The organism is Streptomyces sp. NPDC057424 (genome assembly GCF_042803315.1).
Classification (GTDB): domain Bacteria; phylum Actinomycetota; class Actinomycetes; order Streptomycetales; family Streptomycetaceae; genus Streptomyces.
In genome coordinates, this window is the sequence record NZ_JBHVCP010000052.1 from 21,971 (window position 1) to 38,960 (window position 16,990).

General features: G+C 72.0%; 15 protein-coding genes. 7 read left to right on the plus strand and 8 right to left on the minus strand.

Annotation, left to right across the window (positions count from 1 at the left end):
- Positions 1-259: 259 nt before the first annotated feature.
- From ACFU3E_RS30500 to ACFU3E_RS30510, 3 genes are all read left to right on the plus strand, one after another.
- On the plus strand, positions 260-913 hold the full coding sequence (locus ACFU3E_RS30500) for a TetR/AcrR family transcriptional regulator (protein WP_384165323.1): 654 nt from the start codon (positions 260-262) through the stop codon (positions 911-913).
- 10 nt (positions 914-923) lie between these two features.
- Positions 924-1,247, plus strand: coding sequence for a hypothetical protein (locus ACFU3E_RS30505; protein ID WP_384165326.1), 324 nt, complete (start codon positions 924-926; stop codon positions 1,245-1,247).
- 106 nt (positions 1,248-1,353) lie between these two features.
- Positions 1,354-2,610: an NlpC/P60 family protein gene (locus ACFU3E_RS30510; protein WP_384165329.1), complete on the plus strand. Its 1,257-nt coding sequence runs from the start codon at positions 1,354-1,356 to the stop codon at positions 2,608-2,610.
- Here the strand turns inward: ACFU3E_RS30510 and ACFU3E_RS30515 are convergent.
- From ACFU3E_RS30515 to ACFU3E_RS30535, 5 genes are read right to left on the minus strand one after another with little or no spacing between them, the layout of a single operon-like run.
- Positions 2,574-3,836, minus strand: coding sequence for a styrene monooxygenase/indole monooxygenase family protein (locus ACFU3E_RS30515; RefSeq protein WP_384165332.1), 1,263 nt, complete (start codon positions 3,834-3,836; stop codon positions 2,574-2,576). The genes ACFU3E_RS30510 and ACFU3E_RS30515 overlap by 37 nt on opposite strands.
- Before the next feature lie 13 nt (positions 3,837-3,849).
- The gene (locus ACFU3E_RS30520) at positions 3,850-4,497 is read right to left on the minus strand and encodes an ATP/GTP-binding protein (protein WP_361301969.1); all 648 of its coding nucleotides are present in this window, start codon (positions 4,495-4,497) and stop codon (positions 3,850-3,852) included.
- On the minus strand, positions 4,478-4,897 hold the full coding sequence (locus tag ACFU3E_RS30525; protein WP_384165335.1) for a DUF742 domain-containing protein: 420 nt from the start codon (positions 4,895-4,897) through the stop codon (positions 4,478-4,480). The genes ACFU3E_RS30520 and ACFU3E_RS30525 overlap by 20 nt, the downstream gene beginning before the upstream one ends.
- The gene (locus ACFU3E_RS30530) at positions 4,894-5,418 is read right to left on the minus strand and encodes a roadblock/LC7 domain-containing protein (protein ID WP_384165339.1); all 525 of its coding nucleotides are present in this window, start codon (positions 5,416-5,418) and stop codon (positions 4,894-4,896) included. Before ACFU3E_RS30530 ends, ACFU3E_RS30525 begins: the two co-directional genes overlap by 4 nt.
- Positions 5,415-8,582 carry a nitrate- and nitrite sensing domain-containing protein gene (locus ACFU3E_RS30535; protein ID WP_384165342.1) on the minus strand — a complete coding sequence of 1,056 codons (3,168 nt, stop codon included), beginning with the start codon at positions 8,580-8,582 and terminating at the stop codon, positions 5,415-5,417. The genes ACFU3E_RS30530 and ACFU3E_RS30535 overlap by 4 nt, the downstream gene beginning before the upstream one ends.
- A gap of 368 nt (positions 8,583-8,950) precedes the next feature.
- Here ACFU3E_RS30535 and ACFU3E_RS30540 point away from each other — a divergent pair, with 368 nt between their 5' ends.
- Entirely contained in the window at positions 8,951-9,736 is a 786-nt protein-coding gene (locus ACFU3E_RS30540; RefSeq protein WP_384165345.1) for a protein phosphatase 2C domain-containing protein, read from the plus strand.
- Between the two features lie 100 nt (positions 9,737-9,836).
- On the opposite strand, the gene ACFU3E_RS30545 is transcribed toward ACFU3E_RS30540, so the two are convergent.
- From ACFU3E_RS30545 to ACFU3E_RS30555, 3 genes are all read right to left on the minus strand, one after another.
- Positions 9,837-10,328, minus strand: coding sequence for a MarR family winged helix-turn-helix transcriptional regulator (locus tag ACFU3E_RS30545; protein ID WP_384165395.1), 492 nt, complete (start codon positions 10,326-10,328; stop codon positions 9,837-9,839).
- 193 nt (positions 10,329-10,521) lie between these two features.
- Positions 10,522-13,026 (minus strand): endopeptidase La, encoded by a 2,505-nt coding sequence (gene lon, locus ACFU3E_RS30550; RefSeq protein ID WP_384165348.1) that lies wholly within the window; start codon positions 13,024-13,026, stop codon positions 10,522-10,524.
- A gap of 108 nt (positions 13,027-13,134) precedes the next feature.
- Entirely contained in the window at positions 13,135-13,944 is an 810-nt protein-coding gene (locus ACFU3E_RS30555; protein WP_384165398.1) for a rhomboid-like protein, read from the minus strand.
- Positions 13,945-14,115: 171 nt separating this feature from the next.
- On the opposite strand from ACFU3E_RS30555, the gene ACFU3E_RS30560 reads away from it, so the two are divergent.
- The 3 genes from ACFU3E_RS30560 to ACFU3E_RS30570 all read left to right on the plus strand — a co-directional run bounded on the left by ACFU3E_RS30560 (position 14,116) and on the right by ACFU3E_RS30570 (position 16,778).
- Positions 14,116-14,793 (plus strand): spermidine synthase, encoded by a 678-nt coding sequence (locus ACFU3E_RS30560; protein WP_384165351.1) that lies wholly within the window; start codon positions 14,116-14,118, stop codon positions 14,791-14,793.
- Positions 14,794-14,928: 135 nt separating this feature from the next.
- Positions 14,929-15,669 (plus strand): response regulator transcription factor, encoded by a 741-nt coding sequence (locus tag ACFU3E_RS30565; RefSeq protein ID WP_030851757.1) that lies wholly within the window; start codon positions 14,929-14,931, stop codon positions 15,667-15,669.
- Positions 15,666-16,778, plus strand: a complete 1,113-nt coding sequence (locus ACFU3E_RS30570; RefSeq protein ID WP_384165354.1) for an ATP-binding protein — start codon at positions 15,666-15,668, stop codon at positions 16,776-16,778. The genes ACFU3E_RS30565 and ACFU3E_RS30570 overlap by 4 nt, the downstream gene beginning before the upstream one ends.
- Positions 16,779-16,990: the final 212 nt, after the last annotated feature.

Below are 16,990 nucleotides of genomic sequence, written 5' to 3' on the forward strand. Positions count from 1 at the left end.
GCTTCGCCCGGCTCGGCACCGCGCGCCCGCACCCGCGTACAGCGAGAAGGGGACGGGGCGGGGGGTGTCCGCCCGCAGAGGTTGGCGCGTCAACGGACAGTCAGTCGGCACGCAACCCCATCACGCCGTTCCGAGGACGGCCCCCCCGACGCGGCCCCGACCCACACCGGGCGAACAGGCGCAGGCCCGCACCCACCGCCGGAGGCACCCGCACCCCACCGCTACGCAGCTCCCCGGCACCCCGATTACGCTGCGAAGCATGACACCAGCCGCCCCCACCCCCGCCTACCGGCGACTCAGCGTCGAGGAACGCCGCAGCCAGCTGCTCACCTCCGCGCTGAACCTCTTCGCCCACCGCGCCCCGGACGAGGTGTCCCTCGACGACGTGGCGGAGGCGGCCGGGGTCTCACGGCCCCTGGTGTACCGCTACTTCCCGGGCGGCAAGCAGCAGCTCTACGAGGCCGCCCTGCGCTCCGCCGCCGACGAGCTCCAGCACTGCTTCGACGAACCCCGCGAGGGCCCCCTCCTCCCCCGCCTGTCCCGCGCCCTCGACCGCTACCTCACCTTCGTCGACCAGCACGACGCCGGGTTCAGCGCCCTCCTCCAGGGCGGCAGCGTCGTCGAGACCTCCCGTACCACCGCCATCGTCGACGGCGTCCGCCGCGTCGCCGCCGAGCACATCCTCAGCCACCTGGGCGTCACCGGCCCGGGCCCCAGTCTGCGCATGACCATCCGCATGTGGATCACCGCTGTGGAGGCGTCGTCGCTCATCTGGCTCGACGAGGACAAGCAGCCCTCCGCCGAGGAGCTCCGCGACTGGCTCGTCGAGCAGTTCGTGGCGATGCTGACCGTGACCGCCCGCCGCGACCCGCAGACCGACGCCCTGGTCCAGGCCCTCGCCGAGGATGTCTGACACTGGTCCCGTGAAGAGCGAAGACACCCCCTTCGAGGGCGGCCCCATGGACGGCAGAGTCCTGCCCGTCCTCGTCGGCATCACCGGCCACCCGCCCAAGACGTACCGCATCCCCGTCCCGGACCCCGACGGCGGACCGGAGACCGTGCTCGTCTACCGCCGCGTCCCCCGGGGACCGGGCAAGGTCGGCCTGACCAACCGCTGGAAGTACGCGTACGCCCCGGAGGGCGTCCCGGCCCGCCGGCTCAACTGGCCCTGGTCCAAGCCGGACGCCACGCCCCGCGGCAATCCAGACGCCACGCCGCCCGGCAAGCGGGACGACGCCGACGGGTGACCTCGTTGCGCCGAACCGCGCACACCCACCGCGCGCACCGCCCGCACACGCCTGATCCTCACGATGTCCGGCGGCACCACGCCGCCCCCGCAACGGAGGTGATGGCATGTCAGGAAGGCTTCTGCGTCTGGTCTGCATCGCGGCGACGGCGGCCGGAACCGCCCTGGCGCCCGTCCCGGCCACGGCCGTCCCCGAGCCGGACACGGAACAGCACGACATCGCCGAGCTCCTGACTGACCTTCAGACGCTGTACAGAAAAGCCGAAGAGGCCACGGAGGCCTACAACGCCACCGAGGAGAAGCTGAAGAAGCAGCGCGCCGAGACCGACCGCCTGGACCGCGCCCTCGCCCGCGCCCGGCTCTCCCTGCACGACAGCCGGGGCGCGGCAGGCCGGCTGGCCCGGCAGCAGTACCAGAGCAGCTCGGACATCTCCCCCTACGTACGCCTGCTCCTGGCCCGCGACCCGCAGCACGCGATCGAGCAGGGCCACGTGATCGGCCGGCTGGCGCAGGAGCGAGCCGACACCATCGGGCGGCTGACCGGCAACGAGCGCAAGGCCCACGAGCTGGCCCGCAAGGCCCGCACGGCCCTCGACCGGCGGCTCGCCCTCACCGAGCGGCGCAAGAAGGAACGGGACGAGGTCCGCGCCCGCCTCCACGACGTCGAGGAACTGCTCGCCTCCCTCAGCCGCGACCAGCTCACCGACCTCACCGAGTTCGAGCAGACCGGCATCGCGAAGGCGCAGAAGGAGTTCATGGCGTCCGGCGCGCTCAGCAGCGAAGAAGGCGAAGACGACGAAAACACCGAAGACACCGAAGACAACAACGCCGAAGACACCGGCGGGAGCGGCGAGAACAGCGGCAGCGGCGGGAGCAACAGCAGCGTCCGTGCCCCGTCGGCCGAGGGCGGCCGGGCCGTGCGCTACGCCGTGCGGCAACTCGGCAAGCCGTACGAGTGGGGCGCGGAGGGCCCGAGGACGTACGACTGCTCGGGGCTGACCTCGCGGGCCTGGGCCGAGGCCGGGACACCCATCCCCCGGACCAGCCAGGAGCAGTGGAAGCAACTGGAGAGGATCCCGCTGGACGAGCTGCGCCCGGGCGACCTCGTCGTGTACTTCCCGAAGGCCACGCACGTGGCGCTGTACCTCGGGGACGGCATGGTCGTCCAGGCACCCCGCCCGGGCGCGAAGGTGAAGGTGTCACCGATCGCGGCCAACCCGGTCCTGGGCGCCGTGCGCCCCGACCCGACGGGGAAGCCCCTGCGGCGGTACGAGCCGCCGGAGCTCCCCGAAGGCGCCACGGACGGGTCGGACGAGGGCTTCGAGGGTTACGCGGCGCCCGCGCCCGACACCTCGGCCAGGTAGGCCTGGGTCTTGTCCGGGTCGTAGAAGAAGTTCTCGAAGTCGGACGGGTCGTTGAAGCCGTTGGCGAAGCGGTCGGCGACCGGCTGGAGCCCACCGGCGGCGCCGATGAGGTTCAGGACGTGCTCCGGCGGCGGCGCGAGCATCGTGTTGGTCCACTTGGTGACGTGCTGGGCGGTGTCCCAGTAGCGGTCGAAGGTGGCCCGCATCCACTCCTCGTCGAACGGCTTGTCACCGTGCTCGACGATCGAGGAGAGGTACGCGGCGGCACACTTGGACGCCGAGTTGGACCCCTGCCCGGTGATCGGGTCGTTCGCCACGACGACGTCCGCCACGCCCAGCACGAGTCCGCCGCCGGGGAGACGGCCGATCGGGTTGCGGACGGTGGGAGCGTAGCGCCCGGCCAGCGTGCCGCCCGCGTCGGTCAGTTCGACCTTGGTGGCCCGCGCGTACTCCCAGGGGACGTACCGCTCCATGAGTTCCAGGGTCAGGGAGAGGTGCTCCGCGGGGTCCTTGACGCCGTTGAAGACGTCGAGCGGGCCGCCGGGTATGCCCTCCCAGAACAGGATGTCGGCGCGGCCGGAGGTGGTCAGGGTGGGCATGACGAACAGTTCGCCGACGCCCGGCACGAGGTTGCAGCGGACCCCTTCGGTGTCGGGGTGCTCTGGGCGCGGGCCCAGCCCGTGGACGTACGCCACGGCCAGGGCACGCTGCGGCTCGCTGTACGGGGAGCGCTCCGCGTCTCGGCCGAACATCTGGACCAGCTCGCCCTTGCCGGCCGCGACGAGCACCAGGTCGTAGGTGCGGGAGAAGTAGTCGAGGTCGCCGACGGCGGCGCCGTGGATGACGAGCTGGCCGCCGCGCTGCGCGAACGTCTCCATCCAGCCGGCCATCTTCACGCGCTGGTCGACGGACTGCGCGTATCCGTCGAGGTGGCCCAGCCAGTCGATGGCGCGGGCGGAGGGGCCTTCGGCCCAGGAGCCGGGGGCGGCGACCGAGACGCCGAGTCCTTCGATCTTCGGGGCCTGGGACTCCCAGAAGTTCAGCTGGAGATCGCGCTCGTGCTGCAGGGCCGTGTGGAACATGCACTGCGTGGACATGACCCGGCCGGTGCGGATCTCGTCCGCCGTCCGGTTGGACATCAGGGTGACCTCGTACCCCTGCGACTGGAGGCCGAGAGCGATCTGGAGCCCGGACTGACCGGCTCCGACGACGAGTATCTTCCGCATGCGGGGCTGTCCTCTACTCGGGGGTTTCGTCGAGCGCGTGGCCCACGAGGGCCAGGAGGGTCTCGATCACGGAGATCCGGCGACGCGCGTCCATGATCATGACAGGTATGTGTCGCGGGATGGTCAAGGCCTCCCGAACGTCCTCCGGCTCGAACAGCTCGCTGCCGTCGAAGTGGTTGACCGCGACCACGTACGGCAGTCCCGAGCTCTCGAAGTAGTCCAGGACCGGGAAGCAGTCCTTCAGACGGCGGGTGTCGGCCAGCACGACGGCGCCGATCGCGCCGCGCACGATGTCGTCCCACATGAACCAGAACCGCTGCTGGCCCGGCGTGCCGAACAGGTAGAGCACCAGGTCGTCGTCGAGCGTGATGCGCCCGAAGTCCATCGCCACCGTGGTGGTGGACTTGCCCGGTGTGGCGGTGAGGTCGTCGGTCGCCTCGCTCGCCTCGGTCATCAGCGCCTCGGTCTGCAGGGGCGTGATCTCCGAGACGGCGGTGACCAGCGTGGTCTTGCCCACGCCGAAGCCGCCCGCCACCACGATCTTCGTGGCGATCGGGGCCCGGGTGCGGTCCGTCTCCCAGGCGTGCATGCTCTCGCCGGGCTGGACGAACGGGGATGAACCAGAGACGCCGTGAGCGACGTCAGAGACGACGGAGTCCACTCAGCACCCTTTCCAGCAGAGCCCGGTCCGGGCGGCCCGTGCCATGGCCGGTGCCCGTTCCGTACACACGGATCTTTCCCTGGTCCGCGAGGTCGCTGAGGAGCACGCGGACCACGCCGAGCGGCATCTTCAGCAGCGCGGCGATCTCGGCCACCGTACGCATCCGGCGGCACAGTTCGACGATGGCCCGCAGCTCCGGCATGACGCGGGTGGAGAGGGAGCCGTTCGTCAGTTCCCTGCGCTCCTCCGGGGCGTCCAGCGCGGCCGTGCTCGCCACGAACGTCTCCACGAGGAGGACGTGGCCGAAGCGGGTGCGGCCGCCGGTGAGCGAGTAGGGGCGGACCCGGGCGGGTTTGCGGTCGCCGCCGCGGACCGGGAGGTGATGTTTCGGCGTACTCATCGGGCACTCCCCGTCGTCTGGGAATCCTCCAGGGATTTACGGAGTTCACTGCGGAGTTCGGGCGTCAGGACGTGACCGGCGCGGCCGACGAACAGGGCCATGTGGTACGCCACCACGCTCATGTCGCAGTCCGCGGAGCCGTGGACGCCGAGCAGCGAGCCGTCGCTGATCGACATCACGAACAGGCTGCCCTCGTCCATCGCGATCATCGTGTGCCGCACCCCGCCGAAGTCCATCAGCCGGGCGGCGCCGATGGTGAGGCTGCCGATGCCGGAGACGATGGTGGCCAGGTCGGCGGCGGATCCGCGCGGTCCGGTGCGCCGGGTCCCGCGGGCCTGCAGGGCCTGCCGCGCCTCCTTGTTGCGGTGGTCGTCGGAGGAGAGAAGGAGCAGTCCGTCGGACGAGACCACCGCGACCGAGAGGATGCCGGGTACCTCCTCGACGAGGTTGGTCAGCAGCCAGTGCAGGTTGCGGGCCTCACTGCTCAGTCCGATCAGTCCGAAGGTACTGGGAGCGGTCAACTGCTTGCCTCCTCGACTGTGCCCCCCGTGGCTTCTTCGGGTTCAGCTGGTCCTGCTGCGCCGGTGGCCGGCCGCTGGTGCGAGGCCGTCCTCTCGGCGATCTCCGCCTCCACGTCGCGGTGGCCGGCCTGCGCCCCCTGACGGAAGCCGCCGAGGCGGCGGCGCAGGGCGTCGGCGTCGACGGAGCCGCTGCGCTGGCGCGAGGCGGTGGTCGGTTCGGTGATCTTCGGGGTGCGCTTGGGGAGGCCCTTGTCGGTGACGCGGTCCTCCTCCTCGTCGGGTGCGCGCTCGTGCTGCGGGCTCTCGTCCCCGTCCGCCCCGCCCGTGCGGGTCGCGTCTTCGGGCGTGGGCGGCCCCTGCGGGCCGGTCCCGCCATCGGCGGCCTCCGGTTCGCGCCCGTCCGGGCCCGACGCCCCCGGCTGCACCGGGATCAGCAGCTCCATCGTGGTCTCCGCGGGCGACTCCACGGGCGCGACGGGGTCCGCCGGGGCGGCGGGTGTGGCCGGGTCGACGTGCGCGGGCGCCGAGTCGGCGGGTGGCGCCGGGGTGACGGGTGGCGCCGGGGTGACGTACGCGGCCGGGCCGGGAGGTGCCGCCGGCCTGGCGTGCGTCGCCGGGTCGTCGTGGGCGGTCGGCTCGTCGTACGAGGCCGGGTCGTCGTACGAGGCCGACCCGGCGTACGCCGCCGGGTCGTCGCGGGCGGTCGGCCCGGCGTGCGTCGCCGGGTCGTCGTGGGCGGTCGGCTCGTCGTACGCCGCCGGGTCGTCGTACGCGGCCGGCCCGGCGTGCGCAGCCGGGTCGGCGGATGTCTCCGGGGACGGCGCCGGGGCTGTCGCCTCGGGCGTAGCGCTCGCCTCGGCCGGTTCCGGCGACGCGGCCGGTTCCGGGTGCTGGGCGGCGGCTGTGGGGTCCGCGGCTTCGTCCTGCCGTACCGCCTTCTCCGCCAGGGCCACCAGCGGGTCGTCGCCGGCCGCGCGGCCGTGCAGGACGTTGGAGTTGGCCTCGGCGTCGGCGCCCGGGAAGGAGAAGGACTGGGTCGTGCCGGCGAGGGGGCCGGAGGCCGGGACGGCCACGGGCGGGGCGGCGGCGAGGAGCGTGCGCGGCAGGACGGCGACGGCCGCGACACCGCCCTGCTTCTGCTCGCGCAACTGGACGCGCACGCCGTGACGGTGGGCGAGCCGGGCCACGACGTAGAGGCCGAGACCGAGACCGTCCTCGCCCTCCTGGTCGTACGGCGCCTCGGGGTCGAAGTCGGTGAGGCGGGAGTTGAGGCGCTCCAGCCGGTCCTCGGTCATGCCGATGCCCTCGTCCTGGACGGAAAGCATGACCTCGCCGTTCTCCAGCAGCCAGCCGGAGATCTCGACGGGCATGTCGGGCGGGGAGAACGAGGTGGCGTTCTCCATGAGTTCGGCCAGCAGGTGGGAGAGGTCGTCCGCGGCGAACCCGGCGATGTGCGCGTGCGGCGGCAGCGCGGCGATCCGGACCCGCTCGTACCGCTCGATCTCGCTCACCGCGGCGCGGACGACGTCCACCAGCGACACGGGCCCGGCGGCGTGCTGGACGTGCTCGGTACCGGCGAGTACCAGCAGGTTCTCGCTGTGCCGGCGCATGACCGTCGCGAAGTGGTCGAGCTTGAACAGCGTGGCGAGCCGGTCCGGGTCCTGCTCGCGCTCCTCCAGGTTCTCGATGACGGCCAGTTGCCGCTCGACGAGGCCGAGGGTGCGCAGAGCGAGATTGACGAACGTCCCTCCGATGGCCGTGCGCAACCGCTCCAGCTGGGCGGCGGACTCTGCGAGTTCGCCGCGCAGTTCCTCGCGTGCGTCGGCCATCTTCTGGCGCTGGCCGACGAGGTGCTTGCGGTCGGACTCCAGCGTGGTGATCCGCTCGGTGAGGGCGGCCGCATGCGCGTGCAGGGCGTTCACGGAGCGGACGACCTGGGCGAACTCGTCGTTGCGGCCGGTGAACTTCACCGGTTCCTCGGTCACCGGGTCGTCGGCCTCGGCGAGACGCTTCGACCCGAGGCGCAGGACCGCGAGCGGTCGGGTGAGGCTGCGGGCCATGCCCGTGGCGACGCCGACGGCGAGCAGCATGAGGGCGCCGAGGACGGCGATGCGGATCTCCAGCGCGGTGACGTCGTCGTCGCGCAGCGCCTCGAGGTCCTTGGTGCGCCGGTCGTAGAGGGCCGACTCCACGCCGCGCATCAGGTCCACGCGGGCGGACAGGGCCACGTCCAGCCGCTTGGTGCTGGTGGCGAGGTCGCTGCTGGAGAGCGTCGGCTGGTCGGTCAGGGTGGCGAGGTACTTGTCGGCGGAGTTGACCTCGGTGCCGGTGACCGTGGAGTCGAAGGAGGCGCGGGACGGCTTGGGCGCGGTGCCGCGGAAGTCGGCCAGGGCCGCGTCGGAGCGCAGGCGGGCCTGCTGGGCGGCGGCGCTGAGGGCGTCGCGCTGCCGGGTGTCCTCGTCCGAGGAGGTGGCGGTCTCGGTCGGCAGGCCGGTGACGGGGTCGATGACCGTTTCGGTGCTGCGCGGCACACTCAGCGCGGCGAGCAGCAGCCCACGGGCCGCCGCCGCCTGCTGGACGGCGGAGTCCAGCTCGGCCAGCGCATAGCCGCCGGCACCCGCACGCGGCGGCGTCTGCTGCGCCAGTTGTTCGGCGAGCCCGTGGAGTTCGGTGATGGCGGAGGAGTACGCCTGGTGTGCTTCCAGGGCACTGCTCTTGCCGGTGAGCGCAGCCCTGCGCACGGCCGCTATGCCGTCGAGGTCGGAGCGCAGCGAGGCAGGCGTGTCGGTGTCGGCCCGCAGCTCCTCGACCTGCCGGTCCACGCGGGCGCTGCGCTGCTCGGAGGGCGCCTTCGACTTGGGGCGCCCGGCGGCGATGTAGGAGGTGACGTCGTCCCGCTCGTCGGCGAGGGAGTGCGCGAGGGCGAGGGCGTCCTGCGTCTGCTCCGCGAGCGTCACGAGCTCCTGGGAGTCGTGGAGTTGCCCGGAGGCGGCGAGAACGGACGGGGCGCCGACGCCGGCGATGGCCGCGGCGACCACGGCCACGGCCACGATCAGCCGGTTGCGTACGTGCGTGGGGCGGCCCTTGCCGGTGGGGGGTGTCGGCTCAGCGCCCTGAACAGGGGCCGTCTGCTTGCCTGTGCGACGAGGCCGCGTCTTCTGCACCGGTGCTCGCATTCCTGACTCGTGAACCCTTGGGCCCGGATGACGCTCCGTCAACTGGTGCGTACTCCCGGTACACTTCCCGACCCTCCCAGCGCCGGTGGGCAGCGCACGCGCATCACCTGACCCGCCACCCGAAGGAGTGAACCTCGGAGGGGAGTTGAGGGGCAAGTTCCGCGGGCCCTTGCAGCGACCTTGCGCGGCACGCCGGTTGGACGATGACGGCGGGCGGTGGCAGTATTCGCCACCACGCCTTCCCGGAACAAATCATTCCTGCCCAAACCAGGCGCCTGACCTGCGTGGCTGCGCCGGCCAGGCAACCATTGCCAGCCTCTTGCGGACCTTGTGAAGGGCTCGTGCAGACTGGCTGGATGCGTACGGAACTCGCCTCGGAGCCGGGAGACGCCGGCCGCCCCAACGAGGACTTCGCCAGTGTCGGGCTACCGGCCTCCGGACAGGGTGGTTCGGTCGTCGTCCTGGACGGGGTCACACCGCCGAAGACCGGGACGGGCTGTCTGCATCCCGTCCCCTGGTTCACCGCACGCCTCGGTGGAGCGCTGACCGAGCTGACCGTTTCGCTCCCGGATGTACCCCTCGTCGGCGTCTTGTCCCGCGCCATCGTGCGTACCTCCGAGGCACACGCCACAACCTGTGACCTTTCTCACCCCCGGACACCGCAGGCCACGGCGGTCGCCGTCCGCTGGAACCCGGACGTGGTCGAGTACCTGGTCCTGTCCGACTCGGCTCTTCTCCTGGAGTCCCCGGACGGCGTCGTGACACCCGTCCTCGACGACCGGCTGGCCCTGCTCCCCCGCTCGGCGCTGGCCACGGACGCTCTGGTGGACTCCACCCTCCGCAACAGGGAGGGCGGCTTCTTCACGGCCGCCGCCGACCCGGCGGTGGCCGCCCGGGCGGTGACCGGAACCGTGCCCCGCGGCCGGGTCCGTGCCCTGGCCGCGCTGACGGACGGCGCCACCCGCTGGGTGGAGCGATTCGAGGAGGGCGACTGGACCGACTACTTCCAGTTGCTCCGCAAGGAGGGTCCGCAGGCGCTGGTGGACCGCGTCCGGACGCTGGAGCGGTCGGACGCCGCCACGACGCCCCCGGGCCGCGGCAAGCGGCACGACGACGCGACGGCCGTGTACGTCGAGTTCTGAGGGTGCCGGCAGACGTCGCGTCGGCCCCTGCAGGGCGGGCCCCGCGGCGTCCGGTGCGGGCTCTCGGCGTGCCGGGCGGACGCCCGCGCTGTGCCCGGTCCTACTTCTCCATACCGCGGTTGAGCTGGTTCAGCAGCCGGGCCAGTTCCGTGACCTCGCGGGAGTCCCAGTCGGCCAGGCGGCCGGCGTACCGGGCGCGGCGGGCCTCCCGGACCCGGCGGACGCGGTCGTGGCCCTCCTGGGTGAGGGCGACGAGCCAGGCGCGTCCGTCGGCGGGATCGGGTTCGCGCGCGACCAGCCCGAGTTCCTCCAGAGCGCGCAGCTGACGGGACATCGTCGCCTTGCCGACCCCGATGTAGGCGGCGAGCTCGGTGGCCCGCTGCTTTCCGCACTCGTCCAGCCGGACGAGCAGGCCGTACGCGGAGGACTCCAGGTCGGGGTGGACCTCGCGGGCCATCTCGCCCTGGCTGGCCCGGGCGCGCCGCAGCAGCACGGTCAGCTCGCGCTCCAGTGCCAGGAAGGCGGGCTGATCCACACCGCTTCCGGCCACACCGGCGTTGCGGTGTCCGTCGTCGTTGCCGCCCTCGTGCACGTCAGCCCCTGCCTCGGTCGTCGCCCGGTCGTGACAATTCCGGTACTGGGATTTTCCGCCACCTGGCGTCATCACCGCAGTTCGGCAAGTATTCCGCAGGTCAGGGCGTCCGTGTCCACAGGGCCACCACACGGTGAAGGCCCGGGCCTCCCGCACGGGCACCCGGGCCTCCCTCATCCGGTCGCGTCCTCCCTCAGTGCCTAAGGGGTCCTTTCGCTATGAGCGCCCGCTCCGGAACCTCCGGCGCCGCCCCGTTGGTCGCGGGCGCGAGCGCCAGCTCCAGGACCTGGCGGACGTCGGTGACGGCGTGGACGTCGAGCCTGCCCAGCACCTCCGCCGGGACGTCGTCCAGGTCGGGCTCGTTGCGCTTGGGGATGATCACGGTGGTGACACCCGCCCGGTGTGCCGCGAGCAGTTTCTGCTTCACACCGCCGATCGGCAGGACCCGCCCGGTCAGCGAGACCTCGCCGGTCATCGCCACGTCCGTGCGGACCAGCCGGCCGGAGAGCAGGGACGCGAGGGCGGTGGTCATCGTGATGCCCGCGCTCGGGCCGTCCTTCGGGACCGCACCGGCCGGGAAGTGGATGTGCACGCCCCGGTCCTTCAGGTCGGCCACCGGCAGTTCGAGCTCGGCGCCGCGGGAGCGCAGGAAGCTCAGCGCGATCTGCGCGGACTCCTTCATCACGTCACCCAGCTGACCGGTCAGGGTCAGCCCGGCCGCGCCCGTCTCCGGGTCGGCCAGCGACGCCTCGACGAACAGCACGTCACCCCCCGCTCCGGTCACCGCAAGCCCGGTCGCCACGCCCGGCACGGACGTCCGCCGCTCGGCCGGGTCCTGGGCGGACTCGGGCACGTGGTGCGGCCGGCCGATCAGGTCCCGCAGGTCGTCCGCCGTCACGGTGAGCGGCAGCTTCCGCTCGCCCAGTTCGTGCTGGGCGGCGACCTTGCGCAACAGCCGTGCGACGGACCGCTCCAGGGTGCGCACGCCCGCCTCACGCGTGTACTCCCCGGCGATCTTTCGCAGCGCGCTCTCGTCGACGGTCACCTCGTCCTCGTCGAGCCCGGCCCTCTCCAGCTGGCGCGGGAGCAGGTGATCACGGGCGATGACGACCTTCTCGTCCTCGGTGTAGCCGTCCAGGCGGACGATCTCCATCCGGTCGGCCAGGGCCTCCGGGATCGCCTCCAGGACGTTGGCGGTGGCGAGGAAGACCACGTCCGACAGGTCCAGCTCGACCTCCAGGTAGTGGTCCCGGAAGGTGTGATTCTGCGCCGGGTCGAGCACCTCGAGCAGGGCGGCGGCCGGGTCGCCCCGGAAGTCCGAGCCCACCTTGTCGATCTCGTCGAGCAGCACGACCGGGTTCATCGACCCGGCCTCCTTGATGGCCCGCACGATCCGGCCGGGCAGCGCGCCGACATAGGTGCGCCGGTGCCCGCGGATCTCGGCCTCGTCACGAACACCGCCGAGGGCGACGCGCACGAACTTCCGGCCCATCGCGTGGGCGACGGACTCGCCCAGGCTGGTCTTGCCGACGCCGGGCGGTCCGACGAGCGCGAGCACGGCACCGCCGTCCCGTCGCCCACCAGCGCCCTCAGCCGAGGCGCTTCGCGCCGGCCTGTGGCCGAGCCGCCCGCCGACGACGCCGAGGCCCCGGCCGTCACGCCGCTTGCGCACCGCCAGGTACTCGGTGATCCGCTCCTTCACGTCCTCGAGACCGGAGTGCTCGGCGTCCAGGACCGCCTTGGCGCCCCGGATGTCGTACGCGGAAGCGCTGTCGTCGGTGCGCTCGTTCCACGGCATCTCCAGGACCGTGTCGAGCCAGGTGCGGATCCAGGAGCCCTCGGGCGACTGGTCGGAGGACCGCTCCAGCTTGTCGACCTCCTTGAGCGCGGCCTCGCGGACCTTCTCGGGCAGGTCGGCGGCCTCCACGCGGCTGCGGTAGTCGTCGGACTCCTCGCCCTCCTGCTCGCCGCCCAGTTCGCGCAACTCCTTGCGGACGGCTTCCAGCTGACGCCGCAGCAGGAACTCGCGCTGCTGCTTGTCGACGCCCTCCTGGACGTCCTTGGCGATGGACTCGGCCACGTCCTGCTCGGCGAGGTGGTCGCGCAGTTGCTGGGTGGCGAGCTTCAGCCGGGCCACCGGGTCGGCGGTCTCCAGCAGCTCGACCTTCTGGTCGGTGGTGAGGAACGGCGAGTAGCCGGAGTTGTCGGCGAGCGCCGAGACGTCGTCGATGGCCTGGACCCGGTCGACGACCTGCCAGGCGCCGCGCTTGCGCAGCCAGGCGGTGGCGAGGGCCTTGTACTCCTTGACCAGTTCCGCGACCTGGCCGGGCAGAGGGTCCGGAACGGTGTCGTCCACGCGGGTGCCCTCGATCCAGAGGGCTGCGCCGGGACCGGTCGTCCCCGCGCCGATGCGCACCCGGCTACGCCCGCGGATCAGGGCGCCCGGGTCGCCGTCGGCGAGCCGGCCGACCTGCTCGACGGTGCCGAGGACACCGGTGTTCGCGTAGGTCCCGTCGATGCGTGGCACCAGGAGTACCCGGGGCTTTCCGGGCGTTGACCGGGCAGCGGCCTGGGCGGCCTCCACCGCGGCACGGACCTCGGAGTCGCTCAGGTCCAGCGGGACCACCATCCCGGGCAGCACGACCTCGCCGTCGAGCGGCAGCACGGGCAGGGTGAGCGGTGTGGACGTCGAAGCCATGATCTCCCCTTCGGCAGTCAAGTTGAGCTACGCCGACTCAATGCTGGAGGGGGGCGGGATGTTCCCCGGGACGTGTTCGCTGTGAGCGATCCAGCGCGAGGAAGCGGGTTACGCCTGGTGAGAGGCCTGGACGAGACGTCGCCCGGCGCGCCACCGCCGGACCTGAGGCCAGGTCGCCACGCCGATCACCAGGGCGATGAGGTGCCCCCAGTTCGTCATCGGGTCACTGAAGGCGAGCAGGTCCTGAAGGAGGATCCAGCCGAAGCCGGCCAGCAGCGGCACGCGCAGCGGGAGCGGCAGCAGACCGGCCAGGGCGCCGATGCCGGCCGCGACACCGAAGCTGACGCCGTAGTCGAGGCGGTGCAGGGAGGAGCCGGGGAGGTGCCCGGCCAGGACCGCGAGGCCCACGGGCACCTCGGTCGCGAGGGTGGCGAGGACATGTCCGAGCAGGAAGACACCGGCCGTGCGCAGACCGCCGATCCGCCGTTCCAGCGCGGTCAGCACCAGCACGAAGGCGACGGCGAACGGTGAGGTCACCCCGCCCGCGACCCACAGCGCGCTGCCGATCAGCACCAGTTCCGGCGTGCGCACCAGGTGCGCCACGTCCGTGCTGGAGCCCTGGAGCAGGGCGTGCACGAGGGCCGGGTCCGCGCACGCGGAGAACAGTGAGGTGGCGCAGAGGAGGATCGCGTATCCGAAGGTGAACGGGGTGCCGGGGGGCGTGGGCAGCAGCCGCCAGGGGCGGAGCGTGCGCAGCCGGGGCACGGCCGCCGGGACGGGCTCCCGTACTCCCGGGGCCGCCGTCTCGCGCGGGCTCCGCTGCCGCGGCACCCCGTCCAGCAGCCCCGGCACATCGGAGCCGGGCGCGCCCGCCGGCGTCGGCGTGGCCGTCTCCTGGGGCGGCGCGGTGCGTTCCACCACGGGCGCTCCTTCCGTCATGCCCCAGTCTTCGCCCCGGACACCCCGCTGTCTGTGACCCGCGCCGTGCGAGGGCCGATTCACAGCAACCCGAAAGCCGCGTCCCGCGTCCCGCCCCGGCCCCGGGTAAATGCCGGGCGCCGCGCTCCCCGTCCCTGCCAGGATGCCCCCATGCCTGCCTCGTACGACATCCCCGATGTACTGGACCGTCGCGAGGGCCCGCACGGTGAGGTGGTGCTGCGGCGGCACGGTGACCGGCTGGAGATCATCGCCAACGGCTGCTTCCTGATGGACACCTCCGACGGCCGCTCGGAGCGGCGGCTGGTCGACGCGGCGCTGGACGCCCTGGCCGGCCGGGACCGCCCCGACGTCCTGATCGGCGGACTCGGCGTCGGTTTCTCCCTCGCGCACGCCGCGGCGGATCCGCGCTGGGGACGCATCACGGTGGTGGAACGCGAGCCCGCGATCGTCGAATGGCACCTCGCCGGCCCGCTCTCCGCACTGTCCGCCCGGGCCCTGGCGGACCCCCGCACGACCATCGTCGAGACCGATCTGGTCGCCCACGTCAATGAGACATCCGACACGTACGACGCCCTGTGCCTCGACATCGACAACGGACCGGGCTGGACCGTCACGGAGGGCAATGGAAATCTCTACCGGGAGGCCGGACTGGCCAGCTGCGCAAGGGTGCTGAGACCTGGCGGAGTTCTCGCCGTCTGGTCCGCCCGGCCGTCTCCGGAATTCGAAGAAACCTTGCGGAATGCCGGGTTCCAGCAGGTGCGTACCGATGAGATCCCGGTTGCCCGGGGCGTTCCCGACGTCGTGCACCTCGGCATCCGCCCTGGATAGCAAAGGTGTGCTCACTCCCCGTACGCTGCTCCCCTGACGCCGATCATTCAAGCGTCAATCGCAACCATGCGCAGGCATAGCCAGTCAGAAGGAATCACCCCACTGATTCCGGAAAGCACACCCCAGGGGCGGGCGATGGAGCAGACACAGACCTCCCACAACGGTTCGGCGACGGCTACTCCGGGCGCACAGCGCCGGGTCCTGGTGGTCGAGGACGACGCCACGATCGTGGACGCCATCGCGACCCGCCTGCGAGCCGAGGGATTCCTCGTGCAAACAGCGGGTGACGGTCCGGCCGCGGTCGACACGGCCGAGGCCTGGCAGCCCGACCTGCTGATCCTCGACATCATGCTGCCCGGCTTCGACGGCCTGGAGGTCTGCCGGCGCGTGCAGGCCGCCCGCCCGGTGCCGGTGATGATGCTCACCGCGCGCGACGACGAGACCGACATGCTGGTCGGGCTCGGCGTCGGAGCCGACGACTACATGACCAAGCCGTTCTCGATGCGGGAGCTCGCGGCGCGCGTGCACGTCCTGCTGCGCCGGGTGGAGCGGGCCGCCATCGCGGCGGCCACCCCCCGCTCCGGCATCCTGCGCCTCGGCGAGCTGGAGATCGACCACGCGCAGCGCCGCGTACGGGTGCGCAGCGAGGACGTCCACCTGACGCCCACCGAGTTCGACCTGCTGGTGTGCCTGGCGAACACCCCGCGTGCGGTGCTCTCCCGTGAGCAGCTGCTCGCCGAGGTCTGGGACTGGGCGGACGCCTCCGGTACCCGCACGGTCGACAGCCACATCAAGGCACTGCGCCGGAAGATCGGCGCCGAGCGGATCCGCACGGTGCACGGCGTGGGTTACGCCCTGGAGACCCCGACGCCATGAGCGGTGGGCCGGCCGGACGGAGAAACCCCGGGGAGCCGGATCCCTGGGGCGGGGTGAGCCCCTTCTCGATCAAGACCAAGCTGGGCGCGCTCGTCGTCATCTCGGTGCTGATCACCACGGGCCTGTCGGTGATCGCGGTGCACACCAAGACGGAGCTGCGCTTCATCACGGTCTTCTCGATGATCGCCACTCTTCTCATCACGCAGTTCGTGGCCCATTCGCTCACGGCACCGCTGGACGAGATGACCGCGGTGGCCCGTTCCATCTCGCAGGGCGACTACACCCGCCGCACGCGGGAGAACCGCCGTGACGAGCTGGGCGACCTGGCCGTGACCATCAACGCCATGGCCGACGAGCTGGAGGCCCAGGACCGCCAGCGCAAGGAACTCGTGGCGAATGTCTCGCACGAGCTGCGCACGCCCATCGCGGGGCTGCGCGCGGTGCTGGAGAACATCGTCGACGGCGTCACGCAGGCCGACCCGGAGACGATGCGTACGGCGCTGAAGCAGACCGAGCGCCTCGGGCGGCTGGTGGAGACGCTGCTGGACCTGTCCCGCCTGGACAGCGGCGTCGTACCGCTGAAACAGCGGCGGTTCGAGGTGTGGCCGTATCTGTCCGGCGTGCTGAAGGAGGCCAACATGGTCGCCTCCGTGCGCGCGGGCATCGCCACCGGCTCGGGCAGTCACACGCGTACGGACGTCCACCTGCACCTCGACGTCTCCCCGCCGGAGTTGACCGCGCACGCCGACCCGGAGCGCATCCACCAGGTCGTCGCCAATCTCATCGACAACGCGGTCAAGCACAGCCCGCCGCACGGCCGGGTGACGGTCAAGGCGCGGCGCGGCGCCCTGCCGGAGTCCCTGGAGCTGGAGGTCCTGGACGAGGGCCCCGGCATTCCGAAGTCCGAGTGGCACCGCGTCTTCGAGCGGTTCAACCGCGGCAACGCCAAGCGGCCGCAGGGGCCGGGCAGCGACGGCGGCACGGGTCTCGGCCTGGCGATCGCCCGCTGGGCGGTGGACCTGCACGGGGGCAAGATCGGAGTGGCCGAATCCGAGCGAGGTTGCCGGATTCTTGTCACTCTTCCGGGACTGTCATCTGTGCCAAGTTGACGTAAAGTTCGAAGCGGAGCCACAAGATCCACGGGCGTCCGCACTGACGGACACGTGTGATCAGGCACAGGCCCGCGCCATCGGCGCCCGGGGCCCCGCCCCGCTCTTCCCTTCTCAAGCGGAACCACGCTTGTTTCCCGCCATTTCAAGCCCCGAAACACAGTTCCAGATGTGACTTGCACGACGTTGCACGGGCCCGACCTGACCTTCCC